This is a genomic window from Roseicyclus persicicus, from assembly GCF_012395815.1.
GTDB classification, from domain to species: Bacteria; Pseudomonadota; Alphaproteobacteria; order Rhodobacterales; family Rhodobacteraceae; genus Roseicyclus; species Roseicyclus persicicus.
On record NZ_JAAZQQ010000006.1, the window covers coordinates 227165 to 245567 of the forward strand.

An 18403-nucleotide genomic window follows, 5' to 3' on the forward strand; every position below is an offset into this window, starting at 1 on the left:
AATACGCCCTTCGGGGGCAACGCCCGCCGCGGGGCGCGCGCGCATGAGCGGGGCGGCGCAGCCCCGGCTGTCGCGCGCCGAGTTCATCGCCCTGATGGGCATGATCTTCGCCACGGTCGCCTTCTCCATCGACGCGATGCTGCCGGCCCTGCCCGAGATCGCGGCCGCGCTGACCCCCGCCGCGCCGAACCTCGCCCAGCTCGTGCTGACGAGCTTCGTGCTCGGCCTCGGCGTCGGCACGCTGTTCACCGGCCCGCTGTCCGACACCTTCGGCCGCAAGCCGGTGATGCTGGGGGGCGCCGCGCTCTACGTCACCGGCGCGGTGCTGGCCTGGGCCGCGCCCTCGCTCGAGCTCCTGCTCGCCGCGCGGCTCCTGCAGGGCCTTGGCGCCGCGGGCCCGCGGGTGGTGGCGACCGCGATCATCCGCGACCTCTATTCGGGCCGGCAGATGGCGCAGATCGTCAGCTTCGCCATGCTGATCTTCACGATCTTCCCCGCCGTGGCGCCGATGATCGGGGCGGCGATCATCTGGGGCTTCGGCTGGCGCGCGATCTTCCTCGCCTTCCTTGCCTTCTCGGTCGTCTCGGTCGGCTGGCTGATGCTGCGCCAGCCCGAGACCCTGCCGCCGGACGCGCGCCGCCCCTTCCGCCTCGCGCCCCTGCGCGCGGCGCTGGCCGAAACCCTGCGGCTGCGGCAGATGCAGCTGTCGATCCTGGTGCAGACGCTGGTCTTCGGCATCCTGTTCGGCACCATCTCGTCGATCCAGCCGATCTTCGACGAGACCTACGGCCGCGCCGACAGCTTCCCCTACTGGTTCGCGCTGATCGCGGCGGTGGCCGCGCCGGCCGCGCCGATCAACGGCACGCTGGTGGTCCGGCTGGGGATGCGGCCGCTGGTGCGGCGCGCGCTGGCGACGCAGATGGCGGGCTCGGTCGCGGTGGCCACGCTGCTGGCCAAGGGCGCCCTCGGGCCGGCGGAATTCTGGGTGGTGTTCCTGTGGTCCTGCACGGTTTTCGCGCTGGCCGGCTTCACCATCGGCAACCTCAACGCGCTGGCGCTGGAGCCGCTGGGCCACATCGCCGGCATGGCCGCCTCGGTCATGGGCGCGCTTGCCACGGTGGGGGGCGCGGCGCTCGGCGCGCTCATCGGCCAGTTCTTCGACGGCACGCCCCTGCCGCTGGTGGCCAGCGCCGCGGCGCTTTCGGCCACCGGCGCGCTGGTGATGCGGTGGATGCCGCGCGACCCGGCCTGACCCGCGCAAGCCTCTTGCAAGAGGCTTGCCCGCGATTTGCAAATCGCGGGGCACCGCCTTGCAAGGCGGTGGCAAGGCTCTTGCAAGAGCCTTGCGCCCTCAGGCCGCCGCCTTGCCCTCGGCCTGCAGCGCGAGGTCGCGGGCGATGGCGAAGGCGCCCTTGATCTTGTCGGCCTCGCTCGCCCAGTCGTGGCGGACCACGATCTTGTTGTCCTTCACCTTGGCCAGCCCTTTCTGGTTCTGCACGAAGGCCACCAGCCCCGCGGGGTTGGGGAACTTGTCCATGTGGAACTGCACCGTCGCCCCCTTCGGCCCGGCATCGAGCCGCGCGATATGGGCGCGCTTGCACATCGCCTTGATCCGCACGACGAGGAGCAGCGTGTTCACCTCCTTCGGCAGCGACCCGAACCGGTCGATCAGCTCGGCGGCAAAGCCCTCCAACTCCACCTTGGTCTCCAGCTGCGACAGCCGGCGATAGAGCCCCAGCCGCACGTCGAGGTCCGGCACGTAGTCCTCGGGGATCAGCACCGGAACCCCGAGGTTGATCGTCGGCGACCACTGCCCGTCCTCGGGCAGCCCCTCGGCCTCGCCCGATCGGATCCGCGCGATCGCCTCCTCCAGCATCGACTGGTACAGCTCGAAGCCCACCTCGCGGACATGCCCCGACTGCTCCTCGCCCACGATGTTGCCCGCGCCCCGGATGTCGAGGTCCTGGCTGGCGATGGTGAACCCCGCCCCGAGGCTGTCGAGGCTGCCCAGCACGCGCAGCCGCTTCTCCGCCGCCGGCGTCAGCTTGGCCCGCGGCTTGGTCGTCAGGTAGGCATAGGCCCGCGTCTTGGCGCGGCCCACGCGGCCCCGGATCTGGTAGAGCTGCGCCAGCCCGAACATGTCGGCGCGGTGGATGACCATCGTGTTCGCGGTCGGGATGTCGATGCCGGATTCCACGATGGTCGTGGCCAGCAGCACGTCGTATTTCCCGTCGTAGAAGGCGTTCATCCGGTCGTCGAGCTCGCCGGCCGCCATCTGGCCATGGGCGACGACGAAGGTCACCTCGGGCACCTGCGCGCGCAGGAATTCCTCGATCTCGGGCAGGTCCTCGATCCGCGGCACCACGTAGAAGGACTGCCCGCCGCGGTAATGCTCGCGCAGGAGCGCCTCGCGGATCGTCACCGCGTCGAACTCGGACACGTAGGTGCGGATCGCCAGCCGGTCGACCGGCGGCGTGCCGATCATCGACAGGTCGCGCACGCCCGACAGCGACATCTGCAGCGTGCGCGGGATCGGCGTCGCCGACAGGGTCAGGACATGCACGTCCGAGCGCATCTCCTTCAGCCGTTCCTTGTGGGTCACGCCGAAGCGCTGTTCCTCGTCCACGATCAGCAGGCCCAGCGACTTGAACCGCACCCCCTTGGCCAGCAGCGCATGGGTGCCGATCACGATGTCGACCGACCCGTCCGCCAGCCCCGCCCGCGTCTCGTTGGCCTGTTTCTGGGGCACGAAACGGCTCAGCTGCCGGACCACCACGGGAAAGCCGCGGAAGCGGTCGGCGAAGGTCTTGGCGTGCTGGCGCGCGAGCAGCGTGGTCGGCGCGATCACGGCCACCTGCAGCCCCTGCGCCGCCGCGACGAAGGCCGCGCGCATGGCGACCTCGGTCTTGCCGAAGCCCACGTCGCCCACCACCAGCCGGTCCATCGGCCGGCCCACCTCGAGGTCGGTCAGCACGTCGGCGATGGCCGCCAGCTGGTCGTCGGTCTCCTCGTAGGGAAACCGCGCGCAGAAGGCCTCCCACATGTCGCCGGGGGGTTCGAGGATGGGCGCCGCGCGCAGTTCCCGCTCGGCCGCGATGCGGATCAGCTTGTCCGCGATCTGGCGCAGCCGTTCCTTCAGCCGCGCCTTCTTGGCCTGCCACGCGCCCCCGCCGAGCTTGTCGAGCAGCCCCTCGTCATGGCCGTAGCGGCTGAGAAGCTCGATGTTCTCGACCGGCAGGTACAGCCGGTCGCCGCCCGCATACTCCAGCAACAGGCACTCGTGCGGCGCGCCCATCGCGGTGACGGTCTCGAGGCCCTTGTAGCGCCCGACCCCGTGGTCGACATGGACAACGAGGTCGCCCGGTGACAGCGACTGCGCCTCGGTCAGGTAGTTCTCGGCGCGCTTGGTCTTGCGCTTGGGCCGGATCAGCCGGTCGCCCAGCACGTCCTGCTCCGAGATCACGGTCAGCCCGCCGCCGGTGAACCCCTCCTCCAGCGGCCAGACCGCCAGCGACAGCGTCCCCTTGCCGCCGATGTCGCGCGCGTCGTCGATCAGCCGGGCATCGGCGAGGCCCTGGTCCTCCAGCAGCCCGTGCAGCCGTTCCCGCGCGCCCTCGGACCAGGACGCGATGATCACGGCGCTGTCTTCGCGCATTGCCTTCACGTGGTCGGCCAAGGCCCCGAACAGGCTCAGGTTCTCGTTCTGGCGCTCGGGCGCGAAGCTGCGCCCGATGCGCCCGCCCGCGTTGATGACGCCCGGCCCCGGCGCGGCGGCGATGGGCGAGAACTGCACCACGCGGTGATCGGCCGTGGCGCGGCCCCAGGCGGCATCGTCGAGATACAGCAGCTGCGGCGGCACCGGCTTGTAGACCGTGTCCATCCGCCCCTTCTGGGTCAGGGCGGTCTTGCGGGTGTCGTACTGGTCGGCGATCGCGTCCCACCGCGACAGGCGCTGCGGTGTCGCCTGGTCGTCCAGCGTGATCCGCGCGCCGGGCAGGTAGTCGAACAGCGTCTCCAGCCGCTCGTGGAAGAACGGCAGCCAGTGCTCCACCCCCTGGTGCTTGCGGCCCGCGCTGACCGCTTCATACAGCGGGTCGTCGGTGCCCGCCGCGCCGAATTCGATGCGGTAGTTCTGGCGGAACCGGGTGATCGACGCCTCGTCGAGGATCACCTCGGACACAGGCGCCAGCTCCACCCGGGTCAGCTTCTCGGTGGTGCGCTGGCTGACCGGGTCGAAGCGCCGCGCGCCGTCCAGCACGTCACCGAACAGGTCGAGCCGCACCGGCCCGCTCTCGCCCGGCGGCCAGACGTCGATGATGCCGCCGCGCACCGCGTAGTCGCCGGGTTCCGTCACCGTGGGCGCCTGCACGAAGCCCATGCGCACCAGGAAATCCTTGAGCCCCGCCTCGTCGACCTGCCCGCCCACCGTGGCGACGAAGGCCGACCGGCGCAGCAGGTCGCGCGCGGGCACGTATTGCGTGGCGGCGTTCAGCGTCGTCAGCAGGACGAAGGGCCCGGTCACGCCCGCCGCCAGCCCCGCGAGCGTCGCCATGCGCATGGCCGAGATCTCGGGGTTGGGCGACACGCGGTCGTAGGACAGGCAATCCCAGCCCGGGAAGGTCAGGACCGGCACGGTCGGGTCGAAGAAGGCCAGCGCGCGGGCCATCGCGGCCAGCCGCTTGTCGTCGCGGGCGACATGCACCACGGGCACGCCGCCGCCCTGCGCCAGTTCCTTGAGCACCAGCGTGGCGTCGAAGCCCTCGGGCGCGCCCGAGGCGAGGATGTGGGTGGGCGTCTGGACCATGGCCGCGTGACCTACGCCGCGGGGGCCCGGTGTCAAGACACTAGCGCAGCGGGGTGAAGGTGACGTTCGTGTACATGCCCCAGAAGGCGGTGACGAAGATGAACACGATTCCCATGCCCTGCACCATCAGCCGGTGGTTGCGCAGCCGGATCTCCAGCCGCTCGAAGCCGCTGTCGTGCAGCCGGCGCGCGGTGTGCACGGTCAGCGCCGTCACCAGGATCAGCGGCATGAGGAGCAGGATCACGGCCTGCGCGAATTCCACCCGGTAGCCCCAGCCCAGCACGGCCAGCGAGGACAGCACGAAGGCCGAGGCCGCGACGAAGCCCGTGCCCGACAGGTCCGCGAAGCCCAGGATGCGGCGGCTGTTGATCTCGGCCAGCGCGTAGAGGTCGCGCAGGCTTTCGGCGTCGCCGCGGCGGGCGCGCTGGACCAGATGATAGGGGATGCCCAGCACCCAGTGCGACAGGGTCGACCACAGGATGGCGAGCACGATCCAGTACCACAGGTTCGAGAACGACCTGAAATCGATCACCTCTGTGACGAGATCGAAGAAATCCAAGATGGGCCGCCCGACTGCTCCGGTTTCGTGGCGGGCACCCTAGCGGCGGGGTGCGGGGGTTTCCAGCCCAGAAGCGCACCCGCGCGCCGCGGCCATGGGGCGCGGCCCGACCGGCCCCCGGGCGGCCCCTGGCGGTCGGGGAAACACGGCCCTGCGCCGTCCTCCGGGCAAGCCGGGACACGTCCGCCCCATGCCCCCCGGCAAGCCGGGACACGCCCCCCGTTGTCGTCCCGGCAAGCCGGGACACGCCCCCCAGTTGTCATCCCGGCAAGCCGGGACAACCTGCGCCCTTGTCCTTGGCCGCCCCCCATGTCACCGCTATCCCCCGAGAGACGACACGAAAGACCCCGCCATGCCCCAGGCCCCCTTTCCCATGACCCGCCACCGCCGCGTCCGCGCCAGCGCCGCGCTGCGCAACCTGGTGCGGGAGAACGAGCTCAGCGTGAACGACCTGATCTGGCCGGTCTTCGTGCGCGACGGGCAGGGCATCGAGGAACCCGTGGCCTCCATGCCGGGCGTGGTGCGGCGCAGCGTCGACAGGATCGTCGAGGCGGCGCGCGAGGCGGCCTCGCTCGGCATCCCGGCGATCTGCCTGTTTCCCTACACCGACCCCGCGCTGAAGACCGAGCTCTGCGAAGAGGCGTGGAACCCCGACAACCTGTCGAACCGCGCGATCAAGGCGATCCGCGACGCCGGCATCGAGATCGCGATCATGACCGACATCGCGCTCGACCCCTACAACATCAACGGCCACGACGGGATCGTCCGCGACGGCGTGATCGTGAACGACGAAACCGTCGAGGCGCTGGTGAAGATGGCGCTGGCGCAGGCCGAGGCGGGTGCCGACATCCTCGGCCCGTCCGACATGATGGACGGCCGCATCGGCGCGATCCGGGCGGCGCTGGAGGAGAACGGCCACTCCAACGTGACGATCATGTCCTACGCGGCCAAGTTCGCCAGCGCCTTCTACGGGCCGTTCCGCGACGCGGTGGGCGCGTCCGGCGCGCTCAAGGGCGACAAGTTCACCTACCAGATCGACCCGGCCAACCGGCTGGCCGCGCTCCGTTGCGTCGAACGCGACCTGATGGAAGGCGCCGACATGGTGATGGTCAAGCCCGGCCTGCCCTACCTCGACATGGTGCGCGAGGTGAAGGACCGCTTCGGCGCGCCGACCTACGCCTACCAGGTCAGCGGCGAATACGCGATGATCGAGGCCGCCGCCGCCAATGGCTGGATCCAGGGCGAAAAGGTGATGCTGGAAAGCCTGATGTGCTTCCGCCGGGCGGGCTGCGACGGGGTGCTGACCTATTTCGCGCCGCGCGTCGCCAGGATCCTCAACGGGTAGCGGGCGGATCGGCGGCAGACCGCCAAGTGTGGTGCTTTGCCGGGTGACAGGGCGGCCGGATCGGCGTATCCTGTGACATAATCCGCGGGCGTGAAACGACCCGCCCCCCTGAGGCAACCCGGCATGAGGCCCCCGATGAGCAAGCTCACCCGTCGTCATTTCGTGATCACCGGCACGTCCCTGCCGCTGCTCGCCGCCTGCGGCAACGGCATCAACTCCGGCGGTGCCGCCCGGATCGACGGCCGCGTCGATTCCGCGATCGAGTTCATGTACACCGAGGTGCCCGGCACCCGCGACCTGGCCATGGACGCCGCCGGCATCCTCGTGATGCCGCTGGTGACCGAGGCGGGCTTCGGCTTCGGCGGCTCCTACGGGCGCGGCGCGCTGCGCATCAACGGGGTCACGGTGGACTACTACTCGGCCGTGTCCGGCACCTTCGGCCTGCAGATCGGTGCGCAGCAATACGCCCACACCCTGTTCTTCATGACCGAGGCCGCGCTGCGCGAGTTCCGCACCTCGCCCGGCTGGGCGGTGGGCGGCGACGTGCGCTACGCGATCAACGACCGCGGCGCCAACCTGGGCGCGGACACCACCACCCTGTCGGACCCGGTGATCGCTGTGATCTACGGCCAGGCCGGCCTGATCGTGGGCGCCACGCTGGACGGCACGCGCTACACCCGCATCATTCCCTGACCGGGGCGCCGACCCCACGGCAGAGGTTTGCATTCCCGCGGGCCTGCGGTAGCTGTGCCCCGGTGAATCGCGCACCCGAGGGACCATGGCTCTCCTGCTCCGCTGGCTCGTCCGACTGGTCTCGGTCGCCGTCGCCCTGACGGTTGCCGTGGTGCTGGCGGCCTGGTGGATCGGGTCGCGCTCGATCCCCGACTACGACGCCGAGTGGACGGTGCCGGGGCTGGCCGCGCCGGTCGAGATCGTGCGCAACACCGCCGCGGTGCCGCACATCTTCGGGCAGACCGACGCCGACGTGTTCTACGGCCTCGGCGTCGCCCATGCGCAGGACCGGCTGTGGCAGATGCTGATGATGCGGCGCACCGCGCAGGGGCAGCTGTCGGAGCTGTTCGGCGAGCCGACGCTGCAGATCGACGACCTGATCCGGCGGCTCGACGTCTACCAGCTCGCCACCGACTCGGTCGCGGTGCTGGAGCCCGAGACGCTGGCCGCGCTCGAGGCCTACGCGGCGGGGGTGAACGCGTGGCTCCGGCTGGTGGGCGAGGAGGCGCTGGGGCGCGGCGCGCCGGAACTGTTCCTGTTCGAGCCCGATATCGCGCCCTGGCGGCCCGCCGACAGCGTCGCGGTGACCTTCATGATGGCGCTGCAGGTGGCGTTCCACCACGAGGACGAGGTGCTGCGCGCGCGCCTGTCGCTGGCTCTCGACGATCCCGACCGGCTGCGCGACCTGATGCCCGACGCGCCGGGCGCGGGCGTGGCCGAGATCGCCGGGCTGACCGACTATCGCGGCCTGTTCGACAGCGCCCTGCCCCGCTTTGCCGAGACCGGGACGGCCCCGCGCCACCCGCTGCACCCCAACGTGCTGGGCCGGACGGGCGCCGGGGCCTCCAACGTCTTCGCCGCCACCCCGGCCCGCGCGGCCGCCTCCGGGGCGCTCCTGGCCAATGACCCGCACCTGGGCCTGACCGCGCCCTCGATCTGGTATCTCGCGCGGCTGGAGCTGGAAACCGGCGGGGTGATCGGCGCCACGATCCCGGGGATGCCGGTGATCCTCGCGGGGCGGTCCGAGCGGCTGGCCTGGGGGATCACCTCGGCCTACCTCGACGACATCGACCTCTACGTCGAGGAGCTGAACCCCGACGACGTCACCCAGTACCGCACGCCCGACGGCTGGGCCGAGTTCCGCACCGACCGCCGGGTGATCGAGGTCGCCGGAGCCGAGCCCGTCACCATCACCCGCCGCTGGACCGAGAACGGCCCGGTGATCCCCGGCAGCCACTACGGCTTCGGCACCGTCACCCCGCCCGGTCATGTCATGGCGATGGCCTGGACCGCGCTGACCGACGAGAACACCTCGATCCAGACCGGGCTGCGCCTTATGCGGGCGGGCACGATCGAGGAGGCGCTGGAGGCGGGCGAGGATTTCGTGGCCCCGGCGCAGAACCTGATGCTGGCCTCGGCCGACGGGCGCATCGCGATGCAGGTGATCGGCCACATGCCCTGGCGCATGACGGCGCACCAGACGCAGGCGCGGATGCCCTCACCCGGCTGGATCGACACCAACCGCTGGCAGGGCGTGACGCAGTATTTCGCCAATCCCACCTTCCTCGACCCCGAAAGCGGCATCCTGGGCAACACCAACAACAAGACGGTGGACCGCGACTTCCCGCTGCACGTGTCCTTCGCCTGGGGCGACACCCAGCGCATCACCCGGCTGACCCGGCTGATGGAGGCGCGCGACGTCCACACCCGCGACAGCTTCATCGAGGCGCAGCTCGACACCGTGTCGGCGGCGGCGCGCAACATCCTGCCGCTGGTGGCGCGCGACCTGTGGTTCACCGGCGAGACCGCCGCGGCCGGCACGCCCGAGCGGCGCCGGCAGCGGGCGCTGGCGCTGCTCGCCGAGTGGAACGGCGAGATGAACGAGCACCTGCCGGAACCGCTGATCTACGCCGCCTGGATGCGCGAGCTGCAGCAGCGCCTGATCCGCGACGAGATCGGCCCGCTCGCCGACGAGTTCCAGTCGGTCGAGCCGATCTTCCTCGAGCGCGTCTTCCGCGACATCGGCGGCGCGAGCGCCTGGTGCGACGTCGCCCCCTCGACCGCCGAGGAGACCTGCACCGACATCGCGCGGCTTGCGCTCGACGACGCGCTGCAGGCGCTGGAGGAACGCTACGGCAGCGACCTGGAAAGCTGGCGCTGGGGCGCGGCGCACGAGGCCCGCCACGACCACCCGGTGCTGGGTCAGACGCGGCTGTTCTCGTGGCTGGTGAACATCCGCCAGCCGACCTCGGGCGGCGACTTCACCCTGAACCGCGGTGCGACGCCGGGCACGATGCCCGACCCGTTCCTCAACATCCACGCGGCGGGCTACCGCGGCGTCTACGACTTCGCCGACCCCGACAGCTCGGTCTTCGTGATCGCCACGGGGCAGTCGGGCAATCCCCTGTCGCGCCACTACGACGACCTGGGCGAGCTGTGGCGGCGGGGCGACTACATCCCGATGTCGCTCGACCCCGAGCTGGCGCGGGCCGGCAACATCGGCGTCACGGTCCTGACCCCGCAGGAGTGAGGCACGGCAGATCCTTGCAAGGATCTGCCGGAAGGACCTTGCAAGGTCCTTCCGCCGGTCTTGCAAGACCGGCCCCAGCCTTTTGCAAAAGGCTGGCAAAAGCCTTGCAAGGCTTTTGCACCCCACCGCCAGCTGCGCTATCAGCACCCCCGAGACATCCCTCGCCCGAGGCCGCCCATGCCCCTTCTCTACGACAGCCCCGCCGCCTGGGAGGCGGCCCCCGACAAGCGCCTCGCCGTGTTCGGCATGTCGGGCCTCGGCAAAACCCGGCTGGCCGCGCTCCTGCGCGGGGCGGGCGACTGGTATCACTACTCGATCGACTACCGCATCGGCACCGCCTACATGGGCGAGCACATCAACGACAACCTCAAGCGGCAGGCGATGCAGGTGCCGTTCCTCGCGGAACTGCTCAGGTCGGATTCGATCTACATCTCGTCCAACATCTCCTTCGGCAACCTCGCGCCGCTCTCGACCTTCCTCGGCAAGCCCGGCGATCCGGCCAGGGGCGGCCTGCCCTTCGACGAATACATGCGCCGGCAGGCCCTGCACCGCCGGGCCGAGATCAACGCGCTTCTGGATACACCCTCCTTCATCGCGCGGGCCCGCGACCTCTACGGCTACCCGCATTTCATCGCCGACACCGGCGGTTCGATCTGCGAGGTGGTGGACCCCGACGACCCGGCCGACGAGGTGCTGCGCACCCTGTCGGGCACCTGCCTGATGGTCTGGATCGAGGGCCCCGAAAGCCACACCGCCGAGCTGATCCGCCGCTTCGAGCGCGACCCCAAGCCGATGTACTACAAGCCCGAGTTCCTGCTGCCCCTGTGGCAGGCCTGGCTCGACGCGCAGGGCGTGACCGCCGAGACCGCCGACCCCGACGCCTTCATCCGCCACGCCTACCGCCGCGCCATGGCGCACCGGGCGCCGCTCTATGCCGCGATGGCGCGGAACTGGGGCGTGACCGTCACCGCGGCCGAGGTCGAGGCGGTGCGCGACGCGGCCGATGCCGTCGCCATGGTCGCCGCCGCCCTTGGCAGGGCCGCCGCGCGCCCCTAACTCCGGCTTTCCAGCGACAAGGATCCCCCGATGCCGATCAAGCTGCCCACGACGCTGCCCGCCTTCACCGTGCTCCGGCGCGAGGGCGTGATGGTGATGGGCGCCGACGCGGCCGACCGGCAGGACATCCGGCCGATCCGCATCGGGCTGCTGAACCTGATGCCCAAGAAGATCCAGACCGAGACGCAGTTCGCGCGCCTGATCGGCGCCACGCCGCTGCAGGTCGAGCTGTCGCTGATCCGCATGACGGACCACGAGACCCGCAACACCGCCGCCGAGCACATGGAGGAATTCTACCGCCCCTTCGCCGAGGTGGCCGACAGCGGCGAGAAGTTCGACGGCCTGATCATCACCGGCGCGCCGATCGAGCACCTGCCCTTCGAGGCCGTCACCTACTGGGACGAGCTGACCCAGGTCTTCGACTGGACGCAGGCCCATGTCCATTCGACCTTCGGCGTCTGCTGGGGCGGGATGGCGATGATCAACCACTTCCACGGCGTCGAGAAGCACATGCTGGACCACAAGGCGTTCGGCTGTTTCCGCCACAAGGTGCTGGAGCCCGCCTCGCCCTACCTGCGCGGCTTTTCCGACGAGTTCATCATCCCCGTCAGCCGCTGGACCGAGATGCGCCAGGCCGAGATCGACGCGGTGCCGGGGCTGACCACGCTGATCGGCTCGCCCGAGGTGGGGCCCTGCCTGGTCGAGGACCGGGCGCACCGGGCGCTCTACATCTTCAACCACTTCGAATACGACAGCGATACGCTGAAACAGGAATACGACCGCGACGTGGCGGGCGGCACGCCCATCAACGTGCCGCGCAACTACTACCCCGATGACGACCCCTCGCGGATGCCGCTGAACCGCTGGCGCAGCCACGCGCATCTGCTCTACGGCAACTGGGTCTCCGAGGTGTACCTGACCACGCCCTTCGACATGGCCGAGATCGGGCAGCGCTCGACCGACTGGCGGGCATGAAGATCGCGCTGATCCTGCTCGGGCTGCTGGCGGCCTTCTGGGGCGTGACCCTGTGGAAGGCCGCCCGCCACGAGGCACGCGCGGTGGTGCAGCATCCGCCGCTGGGCCGGTTCGTCACCGTCGACGGCGTGCGGCTGCACATCCTGCAGGCGGGCACGGGCCCCGACCTCGTGCTGATCCACGGCGCCAGCGGCAACATGCGGGATTTCACGCTGGACCTGGTGGGCCGCCTGACCGACCGCTACCGCGTCACCGTGGTGGACCGCCCGGGCCTCGGCCATTCCGACCGGCTCGACCGCGACGGGGCGACGATCTTCGAGCAGGCCGACATCCTGGTGCGGGCGGTGGCGCAGCTGGGCGTCGAGCGCCCGCTGGTGCTGGGCCATTCCTACGGCGGCGCCGTCGCGCTGGCCTGGGCCACGCGCCACTCCGAGGCGACGGCTGGGCTGATCCTGCTCGCCGCCGCGTCGAACCCCTGGGACACGCCGCTCTCCACCTATTACCGCGTCCTGTCGCACCCGCTGGGGCAGGTCTTCGCGGTGCCGGTCCTGACCGCCTGGGTGCCCGACCACGTCGTCACCGACACCATCGCCAGCGTCTTCGCCCCGCAGCCGACGCCGCCGGGCTATGTCGACTACATCGGCGCCGGCCTGACGCTGCAGCGGCGCGCGCTGCGCGAGAACGCGCTGCAGCGCGCGGGAATCCTGGCCGAGGTCACGCGGATGGTGCCCGACTACGCCGCCCTCGACCTGCCGGTGGAGATCCTGCACGGCGACCGCGACACGACCGTGTGGCTGACGATCCATTCCGAGCCGCTGTCGCGCCAGATCGCGGGCGCGAACCTGGTGGTGATGGAGGGTGTCGGCCATTCGCCGCACTTCGCCGAGCCCGACATCGTGGTCGCCGCCATCGACCGGGCCGCCGCGCGGGCCGGATTGCGCTGAGCCGGGCGGGGGCCTAGTGTGAAGGGCCATAACATGACGGGGCCGAGCGGCATGTCCAAACCCTTCGACGGCGCGATCACCGCCTTCTACGAGACCGGGGCGCCCGAGGACGTGCGCACCGCCATCCGCGACGCGAAGAAGGACAGCGTGCTGAGTGCGTCCTTTCCCTACCGCCACCGGATGGACAAGGACGACTACGAGGACCAGCTGGCCGCGCTGCAGATCGAGCTGGTCAAGTTCCACGCCTGGGTCCGCGACAGCCGCCAGCGCATCGCCGTGGTGTTCGAGGGCCGCGACGCCGCCGGCAAGGGCGGCTGCATCGCGCGGGTGCGCCAGAACCTGAACCCGCGGGTCGCGGGCGTGGTGGCGCTGCAGAAACCGACCGAGCGCGAGGCCGCGCAGTGGTATTTCCAGCGCTACATCCACCACCTGCCCGCCCGCGGCGAGATCCGGCTGTTCGACCGAAGCTGGTACAACCGCGGCGTGGTCGAGCATGTGTTCGGCTTCTGCACGCCCGAGGAACGGCGGACCTTCTTCCGCCAGCTGCCCGACTACGAGCAGATGCTGGTCGACGACGGCATCCGGCTGACCAAGATCTGGCTCAACGTCGGCCGGGCCGAGCAGCTGCGCCGGTTCCTCGACCGCGAAAGCGACCCGCTCAAGCAGTGGAAGCTGTCGGCGATCGACGTCGAGGGGCTGAAGAAATGGGACGCCTACTCCGACGCCATCTCCGAGACGCTGGCGCTGGGGCACACCGCCCACGCGCCCTGGACGGTGATCCGGTCGGACGACAAGCGCCGGGCGCGGCTGGCGGTGATCCGGGCGATCCTGTGCGACGTCGACTATGACGGCAAGGACCTCGCCGTGGTCGGCCGGCCCGACCCCGCCATCTGCGGCGGGCCCGAGATGTGGACCGACCACACCGCGCCCGCGGCCGGCTGAGCGGCGATGCAGAAACGCGGCTACCATCACGGCAACCTCAGGCAGGCGCTGGTCGACGCGGCGCTGGAGCTGATCGAGGAGAAGGGGCCGACGGGCTTCACCCTGTCCGAGGCCGCCAAGAACGCCGGCGTGACGCCGGCGGCCGTCTACCGCCATTTCGAGGGGCGCGACGAGCTGATCGCGGAATGCGCGCGGCAGGGGCACGAGATCTTTGCCGAGCTGATGGCCCATGCCTATGCCGACGGCCAGCCCTCGGCGCTGGCGGCCTTCGAGGCGACGGGGCGGGCCTACCTCGCCTTTGCGCGGAGATATCCCGGCCATTACATGGCGATGTTCGAAAGCGGCACCTCGGTGAACGCCACGCCCGAGCTGGCGGCGGCGGCGGGCAAGTCGCGGGCGGTGCTGGAACGGGCCGCCGAGGCGCTGTCGCAGCAACTGCCCCCCGACCGGCGGCCGCCGCCGGCGATGTTCTCGGCCCATATCTGGGCGATGAGCCACGGGGTGGTGGAGCTGTTCGCGCGCGGGCGTCCCGGGGCGAACGCGCCGTTTCCGCCCGAGGACCTGCTGGAAGCGGGGATCGGGATCTACCTGCGCGGGCTGGGGCTGATCCGGCCGGACAGCTGAGGCGCCCGGCCTCGACGCGCGCCGCCCCCATCGGCCGCCGTGGATCCCTCGCCGGTCGAGGAAACGGCGCGGGCCGCGATGCATCATTTTTGTGACAATTCCCGCGAAAAGATCGATCCGCGGAATCATTCGTTGAAGCATCGCGCCGCCCGGATAACGTTACGCTATTCTCCATTGGCGTTGCCAATCAGTTGTCGCGAGGACCACATGCGCAATCTCCTTCTCGCCGCCACTTTGACCGTCGCCTCGGCGACGACAGCAATCGCTGGGGGCGTAGCTCCGACCACCACTCCGCCGCCCGCCGTCACGCCGGCGGCGCCGGTCTACAACTGGGGCGGCTTCTACGCCGGTCTGAGCTACGGCGAGGTGTCGGGCGGCATCACCAGGAACTCCGCGGTTCCCACCCAGCTTCCGGATCTGGTCGGCACGGGCGCCGGCGGTGGCTTCGTCGGCTACAACTGGCAGACGGCCAACAACCTCGTCTTCGGTGGCGAACTGAACATCACGTCGTTCGACACCCCCTACGTGGGCTTCCCGATTTCCATCCAGAGCGATAGCACCGAACTGCGCGGCCGCGTCGGGATGGCGCTGAACCGGGCGCTGTTCTACGGATTCGTCGGCTATGCGGAAACCGAGTTAAGCAATGGCGGGACAATCTTCGAGATGGACGGGGTGGTCTACGGCCTCGGCGTCGACGTGATGATCACCGAACGCTTCTTCGGCGGCATCGAGGTGGCTCGCCGGGACGTCTCGGGCGCGAATGGATTTGAACTGGACGTCGAAATCGATACGGTTGCGCTGCGGCTCGGCGTGCGCTTCTAGGCTGCGCCAAGGAGACGGATTGATCGGGCGGGCGGCTTACGGCCGCCCGTTTCCTTTTCGCAAGGACGTGTCAGAGCCGGCCGTGCATCCGCGACGTCGCGCGCGGCCAGCCCGGGGCGAACGTGCCCTTCCCGTCCGAAGACCTGCTCAAGGCGGGGATCGGGATATACCTCCGGGGGCTGGGGCTCATCCCGCCGGATTCCTGAAAAGGGTTTGCGCCGCCATTGGCGTAGCGGGCGGGCGCGCCGCGTGCGCGGCGCGGTCGGGGGTTTCACCCCGTCGCCATTGTCGCTCGGACCAATGGCGCGCCAATGGCGACCCCCGGAGTATTTTAGAAGCAAAGATGAGGGCTTAGCGGCTCCGAAACAGGCCGCCGAGAACACCCCGGACGATGGCGCGGCCCGACTGGGTGCCGAGCTGGCGGGCGAAGCTTTTCGCGAAAGCCTCGCCGACCGAGTCCGAGCGGGAGGAGGAGGACCGCCGCGTCGTCGGTGCGGGCTGCGTGCTCCCCGTGCGGCTGCCGCTGTAGCGGCGGGCGGCCTTGAACTCGCGCTCCTCCTCGGCGGCCCTTTCCTCGGCGCGCTCCGCCTCGGCGGCCTCGCGGGCGGCGTCGGCGGCGCGGGCCTGCAGGATCTCGAAGGCGCTTTCGCGGTCGAGGAGCGTATCGTACTTGCCCGCCAGCGGCGACATGCCGATCAGCGCGGCGCGGGTCGCCTCCGCGATCGGGCCCAGATGCGACGAGGGCGGCCGGATCAGCGTGCGTTCCGCGACACCCGGCGCGCCCTTGCGCTCCAGCATCGAGGTCACGGCCTCGCCGGTGCCGACCTCGCGGATCGCGTCCTCGATCACGAAGCGCGGGTTGTCGCGGTAGGTCATCGCGGCCTGCCGCAGGTCCTGCCGGTCCTTGGCGGTGAAGGCGCGCAGCGCGTGCTGCACCCGGTTGCCGAGCTGGCCGAGGATGTCCTCGGGAACGTCGGCGGGGTTCTGGGTGACGAAGTAGACGCCGACGCCCTTGGACCGGATCAGGCGGGCGACCTGTTCCACCTTGTCGACCAGCGCCTTGGGGGCGTCGTCGAACAGCAGGTGCGCCTCGTCGAAGAAGAAGACCAGCTTGGGCTTGTCGGGGTCGCCCACCTCGGGGAGTTCCTCGAAGAGCTCGGACAGGAGCCAGAGGAGGAAGGTCGCGTAGAGCCGCGGCGACTGCATCAGGCGGTCGGCGGCGAGGATGTTGACGCGGCCCGCGCCGCTGGCGTCGGTCAGGAACAGGTCGGCGAGGTCGAGCGCCGGTTCCCCGAACAGGCGGTCGCCGCCTTGCCCCTCCAGCACGAGGAGCCGGCGCTGGATCGCGCCGATCGAGGCCGGGGCCACGTTGCCGTAGCGCAAGGAGAGCGCGGCCCGCGCCTCGCCCACGAAGGTCAGGAGCGCCTGCAGGTCCTTGAGGTCCAGAAGCGCCATCCCCTCCTCGTCGGCGACGCGGAAGGCGATGTTCAGCACGCCCTCCTGCGCCTCGGTCAGTTCGAGGAGACGGGCGAGCAGGAGCGGCCCCATCTCGGACACGGTGGTGCGGATCGGGTGGCCCTGCGCGCCGTAGAGGTCCCAGAAGGTGACCGGGAAGGCGCGATAGGCGAAATCGGCAAATCCGATCTTCGCCGCGCGCTCGGTGAACGGGCCGTGCAGCTTGCCCTCGGGGCTGCCCGCCTGCGCGAGCCCCGCGAGGTCGCCCTTCACGTCGGACAGGAACACCGGCACGCCCCGGGCCGAGAAGCTTTCGGCGAGGATCTGCAGCGTCACCGTCTTGCCGGTGCCGGTCGCCCCCGCGATCAGCCCGTGCCGGTTGGCGTATTTCAGCAGAAGCTGCTGCGGCACCGCGTAGTCCTCGCCGCCGCCGCCGATGAAGATGCCCTCGTCCATGCCTGCCTCCGCACAATTCCCGTCTGGGAACAATACATTGTTAACCTTCCTGCGCCAGAGTGTACCGGCGCCGGCCGCTCCCTTGGCCGGCGCGGACTTCCTCCCTGTCAACTGGCCGCGCCCGACCCGGGCGCGGTTCTTTCCGCCCCCGGCAAAAAGCCCGGAGCGCCGCGATTTGGGCTGTTGACGGATGGGATCGCGTGTCATAGCGTCCCCCCAGAAAGTCGGCCAGTCCGACAGGGAGAGAAAAAAAGATGCAAAGGGTCCGGTCTCCGGGCCCTTTCGCTTTTTGGCCTGCGGCGGCCCCGCGCAGGCCCGTGCCGGACCCCGGCGCGGCGCACCCTCGCCCGGCCCGGCGCCGACCCCGCCGACCGGCAAGGCGGTGCCGGTGGCCCGGCGCGGCGCCGATTTTGCCCCTGACAGCGCCGCGCCGACATGGTAGCGAACCGCCGAGACAAGACCGCGAAAGGAGACCCCTCGCATGTCGTTTCAGATCGTCCTCCGTGCCGGCCTGATCGCCGGGCTGACCGCCCTGCCCGTCGCCGCCCTCGCGCAGACCGCGACCGAGGCGCCGGTGACCGAGGAGGATGGCCTGCCCGTGGGTCAGACGCCGGTCGGCCAGACCTATGTCGCCGAGACCCACGGCGACTGGGAGATCCGCTGCATCCGCGCCGAGGAAGGCCAGCCCGAACCCTGCCAGCTGTACCAGCTGCTGGTCGACCAGAACGGCGGCCCGGTGGCCGAATTCAACGTGTTCGACCTGCCCGACGAGGGTCAGGTGATCGCGGGCGCCACCATCGTGACGCCGCTCGACACGCTGCTGACGCCGGGCATCCGGGTGCGGGTGGATGACGGCCAGTGGTCGGAGTATCCCTTCGCCTTCTGCCAGCAGATCGGCTGCTTTGCCCGGCTCGGCCTGACCGCGGCGAACGTCGACGCGCTGCGCGCGGGCGGCAGCGCCAACGTCGCGCTGGTGCCGCTGCCGGCGCCCGACCAGGTGGTGCAGCTGACCGCCTCGCTCAGCGGCTTCACCGCCGGTTTCGCGGCGCTCGAGGCCCGCAACGAGGCCGCCATCGCCCTGTTCGAGCAGCTGCGCGCGGCGCAGGGCGCGGGCGAAGGCGCCGCCAGCGACTGACCGGCCGCACCTCGCCGTCCCGGA

14 protein-coding genes and 1 pseudogene are annotated in these 18403 nt (G+C 70.5%); 12 read left to right on the forward strand and 3 right to left on the reverse strand.

The window, feature by feature from the left end; genetic code table 11:
• The first annotated feature begins 43 nt into the window (after positions 1 to 43).
• The gene (locus HCU73_RS16470) at positions 44 to 1252 is read left to right on the forward strand and encodes a multidrug effflux MFS transporter (RefSeq protein ID WP_168624573.1); all 1209 of its coding nucleotides are present in this window, start codon (positions 44 to 46) and stop codon (positions 1250 to 1252) included.
• Positions 1253 to 1351: 99 nt separating this feature from the next.
• On the opposite strand, the gene mfd is transcribed toward HCU73_RS16470, so the two are convergent.
• Together mfd and HCU73_RS16480 are read right to left on the reverse strand one after the other, a co-directional pair.
• Complete coding sequence (gene mfd, locus HCU73_RS16475; RefSeq protein ID WP_168624574.1) at positions 1352 to 4804, reverse strand: transcription-repair coupling factor; 3453 nt, start codon at positions 4802 to 4804, stop codon at positions 1352 to 1354.
• A gap of 40 nt (positions 4805 to 4844) precedes the next feature.
• A complete protein-coding gene (locus HCU73_RS16480) occupies positions 4845 to 5363 on the reverse strand; it encodes a component of SufBCD complex (protein WP_168624575.1) in 519 nt (172 codons plus the stop codon).
• Positions 5364 to 5715: 352 nt separating this feature from the next.
• On the opposite strand from HCU73_RS16480, the gene hemB reads away from it, so the two are divergent.
• The 10 genes and pseudogenes from hemB to HCU73_RS18785 all read left to right on the forward strand — a co-directional run.
• Positions 5716 to 6708, forward strand: a complete 993-nt coding sequence (hemB, locus tag HCU73_RS16485; protein WP_168624576.1) for a porphobilinogen synthase — start codon at positions 5716 to 5718, stop codon at positions 6706 to 6708.
• A 135-nt stretch (positions 6709 to 6843) separates the two neighbouring features.
• Positions 6844 to 7401, forward strand: a complete 558-nt coding sequence (locus HCU73_RS16490; protein ID WP_168624577.1) for a lipid-binding SYLF domain-containing protein — start codon at positions 6844 to 6846, stop codon at positions 7399 to 7401.
• 85 nt (positions 7402 to 7486) lie between these two features.
• Positions 7487 to 9970, forward strand: coding sequence for a penicillin acylase family protein (locus tag HCU73_RS16495; RefSeq protein WP_168624578.1), 2484 nt, complete (start codon positions 7487 to 7489; stop codon positions 9968 to 9970).
• Positions 9971 to 10147: 177 nt separating this feature from the next.
• Positions 10148 to 11026 (forward strand): ATPase, encoded by an 879-nt coding sequence (locus tag HCU73_RS16500; protein ID WP_168624579.1) that lies wholly within the window; start codon positions 10148 to 10150, stop codon positions 11024 to 11026.
• Between the two features lie 30 nt (positions 11027 to 11056).
• Positions 11057 to 12001 carry a homoserine O-succinyltransferase gene (locus HCU73_RS16505; RefSeq protein WP_168624580.1) on the forward strand — a complete coding sequence of 315 codons (945 nt, stop codon included), beginning with the start codon at positions 11057 to 11059 and terminating at the stop codon, positions 11999 to 12001.
• Positions 11998 to 12945: an alpha/beta fold hydrolase gene (locus HCU73_RS16510; RefSeq protein WP_168624581.1), complete on the forward strand. Its 948-nt coding sequence runs from the start codon at positions 11998 to 12000 to the stop codon at positions 12943 to 12945. The genes HCU73_RS16505 and HCU73_RS16510 overlap by 4 nt, the downstream gene beginning before the upstream one ends.
• Positions 12946 to 12996: 51 nt before the next feature.
• Complete coding sequence (gene ppk2, locus HCU73_RS16515) at positions 12997 to 13887, forward strand: polyphosphate kinase 2 (protein ID WP_168624582.1); 891 nt, start codon at positions 12997 to 12999, stop codon at positions 13885 to 13887.
• Between the two features lie 6 nt (positions 13888 to 13893).
• Complete coding sequence (locus HCU73_RS16520) at positions 13894 to 14511, forward strand: TetR/AcrR family transcriptional regulator (protein WP_168624583.1); 618 nt, start codon at positions 13894 to 13896, stop codon at positions 14509 to 14511.
• 207 nt (positions 14512 to 14718) lie between these two features.
• Positions 14719 to 15333 (forward strand): outer membrane protein, encoded by a 615-nt coding sequence (locus tag HCU73_RS16525; protein WP_168624584.1) that lies wholly within the window; start codon positions 14719 to 14721, stop codon positions 15331 to 15333.
• Positions 15334 to 15434: 101 nt separating this feature from the next.
• A pseudogene (locus tag HCU73_RS18785) lies at positions 15435 to 15539 on the forward strand (TetR/AcrR family transcriptional regulator); the annotation flags it as partial.
• 145 nt (positions 15540 to 15684) lie between these two features.
• Here HCU73_RS18785 and HCU73_RS16535 read toward each other — a convergent pair.
• A complete protein-coding gene (locus tag HCU73_RS16535) occupies positions 15685 to 17244 on the reverse strand; it encodes a helicase HerA-like domain-containing protein (protein WP_168624585.1) in 1560 nt (519 codons plus the stop codon).
• A 481-nt stretch (positions 17245 to 17725) separates the two neighbouring features.
• On the opposite strand from HCU73_RS16535, the gene HCU73_RS16540 reads away from it, so the two are divergent.
• Positions 17726 to 18379, forward strand: coding sequence for an invasion associated locus B family protein (locus tag HCU73_RS16540; RefSeq protein ID WP_168624586.1), 654 nt, complete (start codon positions 17726 to 17728; stop codon positions 18377 to 18379).
• Positions 18380 to 18403 lie beyond the last annotated feature (24 nt).

What these genes read in the sequence shown, in the direction of transcription:
- HCU73_RS16500 (WP_168624579.1), top strand. Translation starts at nt 10,148, where the DNA reads ATGCCCCTTCTCTACGACAGCCCCGCCGCCTGGGAGGCGGCCCCCGAC.
- HCU73_RS16525 (WP_168624584.1), top strand. Translation starts at nt 14,719, where the DNA reads ATGCGCAATCTCCTTCTCGCCGCCACTTTGACCGTCGCCTCGGCGACG.
- HCU73_RS16540 (WP_168624586.1), top strand. Translation starts at nt 17,726, where the DNA reads ATGTCGTTTCAGATCGTCCTCCGTGCCGGCCTGATCGCCGGGCTGACC.
- HCU73_RS16490 (WP_168624577.1), top strand. Translation starts at nt 6,844, where the DNA reads ATGAGCAAGCTCACCCGTCGTCATTTCGTGATCACCGGCACGTCCCTG.
- mfd (WP_168624574.1), bottom strand. Translation starts at nt 4,804, where the DNA reads ATGGTCCAGACGCCCACCCACATCCTCGCCTCGGGCGCGCCCGAGGGC.
- ppk2 (WP_168624582.1), top strand. Translation starts at nt 12,997, where the DNA reads ATGTCCAAACCCTTCGACGGCGCGATCACCGCCTTCTACGAGACCGGG.
- hemB (WP_168624576.1), top strand. Translation starts at nt 5,716, where the DNA reads ATGCCCCAGGCCCCCTTTCCCATGACCCGCCACCGCCGCGTCCGCGCC.
- HCU73_RS16505 (WP_168624580.1), top strand. Translation starts at nt 11,057, where the DNA reads ATGCCGATCAAGCTGCCCACGACGCTGCCCGCCTTCACCGTGCTCCGG.
- HCU73_RS16535 (WP_168624585.1), bottom strand. Translation starts at nt 17,244, where the DNA reads ATGGACGAGGGCATCTTCATCGGCGGCGGCGGCGAGGACTACGCGGTG.
- HCU73_RS16520 (WP_168624583.1), top strand. Translation starts at nt 13,894, where the DNA reads ATGCAGAAACGCGGCTACCATCACGGCAACCTCAGGCAGGCGCTGGTC.
- HCU73_RS16470 (WP_168624573.1), top strand. Translation starts at nt 44, where the DNA reads ATGAGCGGGGCGGCGCAGCCCCGGCTGTCGCGCGCCGAGTTCATCGCC.
- HCU73_RS16510 (WP_168624581.1), top strand. Translation starts at nt 11,998, where the DNA reads ATGAAGATCGCGCTGATCCTGCTCGGGCTGCTGGCGGCCTTCTGGGGC.
- HCU73_RS16495 (WP_168624578.1), top strand. Translation starts at nt 7,487, where the DNA reads ATGGCTCTCCTGCTCCGCTGGCTCGTCCGACTGGTCTCGGTCGCCGTC.